This window comes from Flavobacterium sp. (assembly GCF_050696275.1).
In the GTDB taxonomy this organism is placed as follows: domain Bacteria; phylum Bacteroidota; class Bacteroidia; order Flavobacteriales; family Flavobacteriaceae; genus Flavobacterium.
Genome location: NZ_JBOGUT010000032.1, coordinates 38,143 through 47,828, shown reverse-complemented (window position 1 = coordinate 47,828; position 9,686 = coordinate 38,143). Strand labels below are relative to the sequence as shown.

The following is a 9,686-nucleotide window of genomic DNA, read 5'->3' as shown; positions in this document are numbered from 1 at the left end:
CATCGGGATTTTTATTTTTTATTCTGATTGAATATTAGAACTGCTCTCTTCCTGCAAAATGGAAAGCTGACTCAATAGCAGCATTCTCATCACTGTCAGAACCGTGTACAGCATTTTCTCCAATAGATTTTGCATATTTTTTACGGATTGTACCTTCAGCTGCATCAGCTGGGTTTGTAGCTCCAATCAAAGTTCTGAAATCTTCAATTGCATTTTCTTTTTCTAAAATTGCCGCAACAATTGGTCCTCTTGACATAAACTCTACTAATTCTCCATAAAATGGTCTGGCAGCGTGTACTTCATAAAATTTTTGAGCATCAGCTACAGTTAATTGAGTCAATTTCATTGATACAATTTTGAAACCAGCTTCAGTAATCATGTTTAATATTCCACCGATGTGTCCGTTTTCAACACCATCTGGCTTAATCATTGTAAATGTTCTATTAGTTGCCATTTTTATTTTTTTAAATTTGGGTGCAAAAATAAGCTTTTTTATAACATTTCAAGACTACTTTTTGAATATATTTTATTTGATCGTTTTAGCTAATCTAAATCCGTAAAATTCATTTGTTTTTTCAGGTAAAGTACTGATTCTGTTTGCCGTTCTCAAATAATTTTCCTGACTGTCCCAAGATCCTCCACGAACCGATTTCTTTTCACCTCTTAAAGGTCCTTTTGGATTGTTTCCGTCCTCAGTTTTGTAATATTCTTTATTGTACCAATCCCAGCACCATTCCCAAACGTTTCCGTTCATATCATATATTCCAAGTTCGTTAGGCAGTTTTGTTCCTACTGAATGTGGGCTTTTATTACTGTTTTTAATAAACCATGCTACTTCATTAGAATCATTCGATCCTGCAAAAATGTTTCCTTTTGATTTAATTCCGCCTTTTGCTGCAAACTCCCATTCAGCTTCGGTTGGAAGCCTGTAGCCATTAGCTGTAAAATCACATACATAATTCGGACCTGCAACACTGTAAGCTGGTTTTAAGCCGTCTTGTTTACTCAGCCAATTACAGTAGTTAGCGGCTTCAAACCAAGTAACATTGGTAATTGGATAATTGTCATGCCAGCCCCAAACAGGTTTTGCAGGCAATTTCTTTTTTGTTTTTTTGCAATATTCCTTCCATTCCCAAACAGTAACTTCCAGTTTGTTTATTTCAAAACTGGCAACTTTTACTTCGTGCTGTTTTTGTTCGTCGATTTCTGCAAGTTTGCTGTCGTCTTTTGAACCCATCATAAAAGTGCCTCCATCAACATGTACCATTTCCAATATTGGTCCATTAGTTGTAAAAGACGATATAAGTAGTGTAAATAGGGATATTCCTGTTAAAAAGTATTTTTTTGCCATTTAATTATTATGATTTAATTATAAATTTTGTTGGCAAAAATATAAATATATTTAACAAATACAACTTATTTCGTTATTGATAAGCCTAAAATGATGCGGTTAATGAAGTTTTTTAAGTTTTTATAATCGAAAAATCTTTGGAAAGAGGCTGTAATTGTTCTAATAATTTCGCAATTAACAGATTACCGATTTCAAGATAAAATTCTGAAAAGTTAAGCTGACGTTCCTGTAAACTATGGTTTGGAAAGAATTCATCCTGTAATGCTGTAATTCTCAGAAGTTCTTCCTGGTATTTTTTCTTTTCGGCCTTTAGCAATTTTTTTTCCAGATTTTCCAAGCCTTTCAACTGTTTTTTTTCCTGTGCTTTTACAGCGCCGGTAAATGATTTGTCGGTTTGAGTTGCGATTTCGTTTAATTTTTCGAATTGCTGATGTAAAAAGGCCTTCTGTTCGGAGAAATCTAGATTGAATTTTGAGATTTCAGCAGTTTTTAGATTGACAAGGTCTGTTTGCTTCAAAAATAAATTATTCCAGCTTAAATGCAGCTTATCTGCCTTTTCTGCCTGTTTTTCATTAACTAATAAAACAGAATTTCTAAGTAATAGAGAAGGAAACGTAATTTGGTAGAAATCAAACATTGACTTCAGCTCCAGCCAATAAGCAATTTCACCACCTCCGCCAATGTAACATAAATTCGGGAGAATAACTTCTTGATACAAAGGTCTTAAAATTACATTTGGGCTGAATTTTTCAGGGAAAGACTCCAGTTCATCAAGAATCCCATCTTGTGAAAAATCAATTTCTGTATTGTTAACTCTGTACCTTCCGTTTTCGAAAATAATGCGTTCTCTTATAGTATCTTCAATATAAAAAAGATTAATTTCACGAGGATTTACCTGAATGTCATAACCGTGTAACTGTGTAACGGTTTCAGTAACTTTTTCAAAGGATTTCTGATGCAGTAATTCCTGCTCCGCAAAAGGAACAAACATCTTTTTTAACAGGCTGTCATCTCCATCAATAATTACCAAGCCTTCTTCTTTAAAAAGAGTATTGGCTAAAAAACGGGTGGCACCTGCTAAATTTGTATGATTCAAATAGCTTTCCTGAAATAGTTTTTTAATACTGTTAGCATTATTTCCCGCACCTAACTCCAGTTCAAATACCTCGAAAATTTTCGCCAGCCCTTCCGTAGACAATCTTCCTACAGGACCGGTACTTTCTGCATTCCAGCAGATTTTTTTTCCTTTAAAGGTAAAATGATTGATCTCTTCAAAATCATGATCTTCCGTTGCCATCCAATATACAGGAACAAAATGGTAATCAGGGTAAGCCACTTTTAACTCTTTCGTCAGATTGATAACCGAAACGATTTTATACAAAAAGTACAGCGGTCCGGTAAATAAATTCAATTGATGACCTGTAGTTATCGTGAAAGTTTTCCGGTCTGACAGCGAGGAAATATTTTGCTGGGTCAACTCTGAAGTGATGTAACCTTCATACTGATTTTGCAAAGCAAAAACTAAAGCATCCCTATTTCCATTACTGTTGAAATTGTTTCCTTTTTCTTCCAGTTGTTTTCCGAAGTTTTCAATAGTTGGAAAATGACTGTAAAACTGCTTCAGTTCTGGCTTTTCGTTTAAATAATCTACAATTAATTTTGAAAAATAACCTGATTTTTGATAGCTGATACAGTCAGTTGGCATAGTTTGAGATTTAATTTTGGAAGATGTAAATTTAAGGAAAATATAGACTGAAAAATGAGTTTAACAATTGCTTATGATTTCAATAGCTTTTTATGTTTTAACATGTTGATTTTAAATTAATTGAAAATTATTTTTAAAAATAATTCATTTTAAATTTGGTTATTAAGGAAATAAATTACAAAATTTGTTCCGGAAAAAATAAGTAATAACAATTAACAGCGAAGACAATGTTTGTATTCAATCTTACCTCTCAAAACATCGCATCAGGATCAGATTCTGTTGGCATGTATCTTCGCGGCTTTTCTCAATCATAGCAATTCAAATTTAAAGATATGAACAAGCCCGAAGGAAATTAACTTTCGGGCTTTTTTTTATTCTAGACTCTTCAAAAAATTCCCGAAAAACACGAAAGCGATTTATCCGTCACGGATAAAATGGTTAGCAAAATCGGTATGCCTGCTAATGGCTGAAACGGACAATCCTTACTTTATTCAAAATAACAGAATAGCAAGGTTTTCTTTTCCGGAATAAGCAGCAGCACTATTGGTTTTGTAAAAAAAATCAATATTAAAAAACAATGGGAAATAAATTATCCGGAAAGGACCTGATTAAACTGGGCTTTCCAAAAAATAACAGTATCAATATCGCTCTAGGGCAAATAAACAGGTACAGAAAAAGAGAAAAAAAAGAAAGCATACTGACCGAAGCCAAAGAAGTTTTACTGACCCCTGAAAAATTTGCCGGTCACGGAACCTGGGGCAAAGTAGCCGAAGGCCTGATTAATCCGGTACAAGTAAGAATGCATCAGCTCAATAATACAAGAGCACCATTCTCCATATTTGGGGAAAACGAAATAGACGAACAAGCTAAGTTTCAGCTGTATGATGCACTAAAACTGCCTATTTCCGTTGCCGGAGCTTTGATGCCTGATGCACACACAGGTTACGGATTGCCAATAGGCGGCGTACTTGCCACAGACAATGCCGTGATTCCTTACGGAGTAGGGGTCGATATCGGCTGCAGGATGAGTTTGTCAATTTTTGATCTGCCAGCGTCCTTCCTTAAAGGGAAAGACCATCAGCTGCAAGCCATCTTAAAAGACCACACCAAGTTCGGAATGTACGAAACACACGCTATAAAGGCAGATCATGAAGTATTCAGTCATAGCGGGTTTCAGGACATACCCCTTTTGAAAAGCCTTTTAGGTAAAGCGTACAAGCAATTGGGAACATCCGGAGGAGGCAATCATTTTGTCGAATTCGGCATTGCAAAAATCACCAATCCGCTCCCGGAATGGAAAATAGGAGCCGGCGATTATTTTGCGGTTCTGTCTCACAGCGGTTCCAGAGGACTTGGTGCAAATATTGCCAAACACTATACGTACCTGGCAACAAAGCAATGTCCGTTGCCTAAAAATGTCCAGCATTTGGCCTGGCTTGATCTGAATACGCACGACGGACAAGAATACTGGCTGGCGATGAACCTCGCGGGAGATTATGCAAAAGCCTGTCATGATGATATCCACCGCCGCATCGCAAAGGCCATCGGCAAAAGAATTGTGGTCAATATCGAAAACCATCACAATTTTGCATGGAAAGAAATCGTAAACGGCAAAGAAGCCATCGTGCATCGCAAAGGAGCAACACCAGCAAATGCCGGCGAACTGGGAATTATTCCCGGATCTATGACCGCTCCCGGATTTATCGTGATGGGCAAAGGCAATACAGAAAGCCTAAACTCAGCATCTCATGGTGCCGGCAGGTTGTTTTCCCGCCGAAAATGCAAGGAATCATTCACGCAAAGCGAGATCAATAAGGTCTTAAAAGCAAATGACGTGGCGTTAATTGGCGGCAATATAGACGAAGCGCCCATGGCCTACAAAGACATCAATAAAGTCATGGCCAACCAGACAGAATTGGTAGATGTACTGGGTACGTTTACACCAAAAATAGTCAGAATGGATCGATAATTATGGTTTTTAGGAGCACAGGAATTTGCTTTTATTTCACGTCTGGTCCCGCTTTCCGCAGTATCTTTTTTACCTCCGAAAAAGGAGGAAAAAAAGGATACTTGCTGCAATCGGGGCTACAAACAGGATTTGATTTTGCAACATATGAAGTTAAAAAACATCAGATTAAATCCATCAAAAAAATAATAAAATGGAAAAAATAATTCAAATAACATCCGGTCGCGGCCCAGCTGAATGCAGCTGGGTGGTGGCTCAGGTTTTAAAAGTTTTTCTCGAAGAAGCAGCGGATCATAAAATCAAAACAACGCTGCTGCAACGGGAAACAGGAATCGAAAACGGCACCGTAGAAACGGCAACAATTTTATTGGAAAGCAATGATATGAGCGGATTCATCAACTCATGGATAGGAACAATCCAATGGATAGGGCAGAGCCAGTTCCGGAAATTCCACAAACGCAAAAATTGGTTTATAGGCATTTTTGAAATCGATAAGGCAAAATCAACTCAGATTTCAGAAAACGATATACAATATCAGGCCATGAGAAGTTCCGGAGCAGGAGGACAGCACGTCAATAAAGTGAGTTCGGCCATCAGAGCAACACATGTTCCCACAGGAATCAGTGTGGTGTCTATGGATTCGCGTTCGCAGCATCAGAACAAAAAGCTGGCCACCGAAAGGTTGCTTCAAAAGTTCAAAGAAGAAACGGTAAAGCAGTTCAAAACAGCATTTCAGGCACAGTGGATGAATCAGCTACAAATCCAACGAGGCAATCCCGTGCGGGTTTTTCAGGGTTCCGATTTCAAAAAACAAAAACAAATTAAAAATTACAAACAGGAAAGACAAAGATTAAAAAGAGAAGATTATTTCGATAGGGATTCTTCTTAAATAATATGATTTTACACTTTCCAAACCAACAAATTTATGAAAACAGTAGATAAATATCTTTTTCAAGCACTGGATAATTACCCGTATTCTTTGGAAGAAACCATCGAATCGCTGGATTACACCTTGTCTTACGATGATAAAAATACGATGGCCTTGTGTTTATACGGCCGTGTTCAGGCAGAACAACTTTTTAAATACGAAGAAGCCAAAGCATATTTCCAACAAGCAATCTCCATCAACATTCACGCATTCGAGGTATATCCTTTTTACATTCATACATTATTACTGAATGAAGATTATGAGGAAGCGAAGAAACTGATTGATTTTGCCCTTACCATTAAAGGAATCAATAAAGCAGAAATCTTAATCAGGAAATCCATGCTTTTTGAAAGCCGTCAAAAGTTCAAAAAAGCTTTAAAAGTTTTAAAAGAAACCAGATTGACAGTTTTAAATTCAGAGTTTAATTACATCATCGATGAATCCGAAAAGCGATTGAAGGAGAAAAGAGGTAAAGAAACTAAAGGTAAAAATTTGGATAAGAAGAAAAAGAAAAAGAAGTAAAACAAAAGAGGATGCTGTTGGCGTCCTCTTTTTATTTTCGTGAATATCTTTTTTAATTTAAAGGCTATTTGTTTCATTTATAAGAATACTTTTTCCAATTACAAGCGAATTATTTTTATTTAAATGATAGTTTGTTTCAATTAGAAGGCTATCTTTTCCAATTACAAGCGAATCATTTCTATTTAGATGATAGTTTGTTTCAATTAGAAGAATACTTTTTCCAATTACAAGCGAATCATTTCTATTTAGATGATAGTTTGTTTCAATTAGAAGGCTATTTTTTCTAATTACAAGCGAATCATTTCTATTTAGATGATAGTTTGTTTCAATTAGAAGGCTATCTTTTCTAATTACAAGCGAATCATTTCTATTTAGATGATATTCTGTTTCAATTAGAAGGCTATCTTTTCTAATTACAAGCGAATCATTTCTACTTAGATGATATTCCGTTTCAATTAGAAGGCTATCTTTTCTAATTACGTGCGAATCTTTTCTAAGTGCAAGAGCCTTCTTTTTAATTACGAGTGACTATTTTTTATTTTAAAGCGCATTATTTTTAAATAATAAGATAATTCTTATAAAAAATAGTATTATCATTGCTATATCCCTCAGAAATAGTTTCATTATTTAAAAAATCAAAACCAAAATTAGCATTATGTTGTACTTCAATTTCACCCGCATCTTCAAGATCAAAGGCATCCATCGTCCCTTTTCCTATCTTACTTCCCTAGGGTATTCCCCTGGTTATGCTACTCGGATAGCCAACAATCAGGTAGGTCAAATCAATACCGAAAGAATGGAAAGATTCTGCCGGGATTTCAACTGTACCCCAAACGATATTTTAGACTTTCGCCCCCAAGCCAATGCCCCGCTTCCAGAGAGCCATGCACTGCATACACTAACCAAAACAGAGATTACAAATGAAGTGTTGGGGAAAATAAATACGCTTCCCCTCGATAAAATTCAGCAAATACATGACATCATTAAAAATATGGAGTAATTTTGCCCTTCAATCGTATTCAAATAAGTCACATGCTCCTTATCACTCCGCCTTTTACTCAGCTCAATACGCCGTATCCGGCAACAGCTTACCTGAAAGGTTTTCTAACTACCAAAGGAATTCCGTCTGTTCAAATGGACTTAGGAATGGATGTGATATTACAACTGTTTTGCAAAAAAGGCCTGGAGGAAATTTTCGGTTTCGCAGCGGAAAATGTAACGGAACTGTCTCCAAATGCCCAGCGTATTAGCGCTTTACAGCACGAGTACATCAAAACAATTGATTCGGTTATTGCTTTTCTTCAGGGAAAAAACCCAACCTTGGCCCGTCAGATTTGTTTGGATGGTTTCCTGCCCGAAGCTTCCCGTTTTGCACAGCTGGATGACATGGATTGGGCTTTCGGAACGATGGGAATGCAGGATAAAGCCAAACATTTCGCGACACTTTATCTAGAAGATTTGTCTGATTTTATTGTCGAATGTATCGATGAGAACTTTGGTTTCAGCCGTTACGCGGAACGCCTCGGAAGAAGCGCCAATTCATTCGATGAACTTTATAATTTCCTGCAAACTGACCCTACGTATATCGATAAGATCACTTTGTCTGTTTTAGAAGAAAAAATTCGCCTCATAAACCCGAAACTGCTTTGTTTCTCTGTCCCGTTTCCTGGAAATTTATACAGCTCGTTTCGTTGTGCACAATTTATCAAAAAGCATTTTCCGGAAATTAAAGTTTCTATGGGAGGTGGTTTTCCAAATACAGAATTAAGGGATTTAAAAGATATTCGGGTCTTCGAGTTCTTCGATTTCATTACGCTCGATGACGGCGAACTTCCTGTCGAATTGCTCGTTACCCATATTCATAACCCTGCACACATCGAATTCAAAAGGACATTTCTTTTGGAAAATGGGGCAGTAGTCTATAAAAATAATACACTCCGTCACGATTACAAGCAAAGCGAAGTGGGTACTCCGGATTATTCGGACCTGAAATTGGACAGCTATATTTCAATCATAGAAATAGCTAATCCGATGCACAGTCTCTGGAGTGACGGCAGATGGAATAAGCTTACAATGGCACACGGCTGTTATTGGGGAAAATGTACATTCTGTGATATTTCACTCGATTATATAAAAATTTACGAACCTGTTTTGGCCAAAACTTTGGTCGACAGGATGCAAGAACTTATCGCACAAACCAACCATAATGGATTTCATTTTGTAGATGAAGCAGCACCACCAGCTCTAATGCGGGAAGTGGCTCTTGAAATCCTTCGCAGGAATCTGACCGTTACATGGTGGACAAACATTCGTTTCGAAAAAAGTTTTACCGCTGATTTATGCGTATTATTGAAAGCGTCTGGTTGTATTGCCGTTTCAGGCGGTCTCGAAGTGGCTTCTGACAGACTTCTGGAACTCATCAAAAAAGGAGTAACAGTTGAACAGGTGGCACAAGTAACCCGAAATTTTACCGAAGCCGGAGTTATGGTGCATGCCTATTTAATGTATGGTTATCCTACACAAACGATACAGGAAACCGTTGACAGTCTCGAAATGGTAAGACAGTTATTCGAAGTTGGAACATTGCAATCCGGTTTCTGGCATCAGTTTGCCATGACAGCACATAGCCCCGTCGGAATGTATCCGTCGGAATTTGGTGTAATCCCTGAAATGAATGATATCACTTTCGCAAATAATGACATCCAATTTACAGACAAGACCGGAATCAATCACGATAAATTCAGCTTTGGCCTGAAAAAATCCCTTTTCAATTACATGCACGGCATCTGTTTTGATTACCCGTTACAGGATTGGTTCGATTTTAAAATACCAAGAACGTCTGTACCATCAGATTTTATCTATAATGCCTTAGAGAAAGAAGTAAATTTTAATGTAAAACCTAGTGCTAAGATAGTCTGGATAGGCGGAAAACCATTTTCTGAAACCTTTACCAAAAGCAAAAAAGGAAACTCCTGGGAAATGATGAAAATGACGTTTCATGACAAACGTGAAATGTTTGAAATCACCACCGAAAAAGAAAAAGGCGAATGGTTACAGGCAGTTCTTCCCAAAGTAGCTGCTGTTAACGATAAGAAATATACATTCACCGAAGTAAAATCCGATTATGAAAATTCCGGACTGGATGACTTCGAATTGTTTTGGTATTCCAAACCTGTTAACACATTAAGAGATTTTGGACTGCTCGTATTATAAC

General features: G+C 37.1%; 9 protein-coding genes. 5 read left to right on the top strand and 4 right to left on the bottom strand.

Going from position 1 to position 9,686, the window contains the following annotated elements:
• Positions 1-34: 34 nt before the first annotated feature.
• From ACRDEC_RS14435 to bshC, 3 genes are all read right to left on the bottom strand, one after another.
• The gene (locus ACRDEC_RS14435) at positions 35-454 is read right to left on the bottom strand and encodes a nucleoside-diphosphate kinase (protein WP_431499063.1); all 420 of its coding nucleotides are present in this window, start codon (positions 452-454) and stop codon (positions 35-37) included.
• A 72-nt stretch (positions 455-526) separates the two neighbouring features.
• Positions 527-1,351 carry a formylglycine-generating enzyme family protein gene (locus ACRDEC_RS14430; protein ID WP_431499062.1) on the bottom strand — a complete coding sequence of 275 codons (825 nt, stop codon included), beginning with the start codon at positions 1,349-1,351 and terminating at the stop codon, positions 527-529.
• Positions 1,352-1,463: 112 nt separating this feature from the next.
• Entirely contained in the window at positions 1,464-3,056 is a 1,593-nt protein-coding gene (gene bshC, locus ACRDEC_RS14425) for a bacillithiol biosynthesis cysteine-adding enzyme BshC (RefSeq protein ID WP_431499061.1), read from the bottom strand.
• 577 nt (positions 3,057-3,633) lie between these two features.
• Here bshC and ACRDEC_RS14420 point away from each other — a divergent pair.
• The 3 genes from ACRDEC_RS14420 (at position 3,634) to ACRDEC_RS14410 (ending at position 6,472) form a co-directional block, all read left to right on the top strand.
• Complete coding sequence (locus ACRDEC_RS14420; RefSeq protein WP_431499060.1) at positions 3,634-5,025, top strand: RtcB family protein; 1,392 nt, start codon at positions 3,634-3,636, stop codon at positions 5,023-5,025.
• A 190-nt stretch (positions 5,026-5,215) separates the two neighbouring features.
• The gene (gene prfH, locus ACRDEC_RS14415; protein WP_431499059.1) at positions 5,216-5,911 is read left to right on the top strand and encodes a peptide chain release factor H; all 696 of its coding nucleotides are present in this window, start codon (positions 5,216-5,218) and stop codon (positions 5,909-5,911) included.
• A gap of 36 nt (positions 5,912-5,947) precedes the next feature.
• A complete protein-coding gene (locus ACRDEC_RS14410) occupies positions 5,948-6,472 on the top strand; it encodes a tetratricopeptide repeat protein (RefSeq protein WP_431499058.1) in 525 nt (174 codons plus the stop codon).
• Positions 6,473-7,028: 556 nt separating this feature from the next.
• On the opposite strand, the gene ACRDEC_RS14405 is transcribed toward ACRDEC_RS14410, so the two are convergent.
• Complete coding sequence (locus ACRDEC_RS14405; protein WP_431499065.1) at positions 7,029-7,175, bottom strand: hypothetical protein; 147 nt, start codon at positions 7,173-7,175, stop codon at positions 7,029-7,031.
• Here ACRDEC_RS14405 and ACRDEC_RS14400 point away from each other — a divergent pair.
• On the top strand, positions 7,128-7,472 hold the full coding sequence (locus ACRDEC_RS14400; RefSeq protein ID WP_431499057.1) for a helix-turn-helix domain-containing protein: 345 nt from the start codon (positions 7,128-7,130) through the stop codon (positions 7,470-7,472). The two genes, ACRDEC_RS14405 and ACRDEC_RS14400, sit on opposite strands and share 48 nt — an antisense overlap.
• A gap of 32 nt (positions 7,473-7,504) precedes the next feature.
• Entirely contained in the window at positions 7,505-9,685 is a 2,181-nt protein-coding gene (locus ACRDEC_RS14395; protein ID WP_431499056.1) for a B12-binding domain-containing radical SAM protein, read from the top strand.
• Position 9,686: the final 1 nt, after the last annotated feature.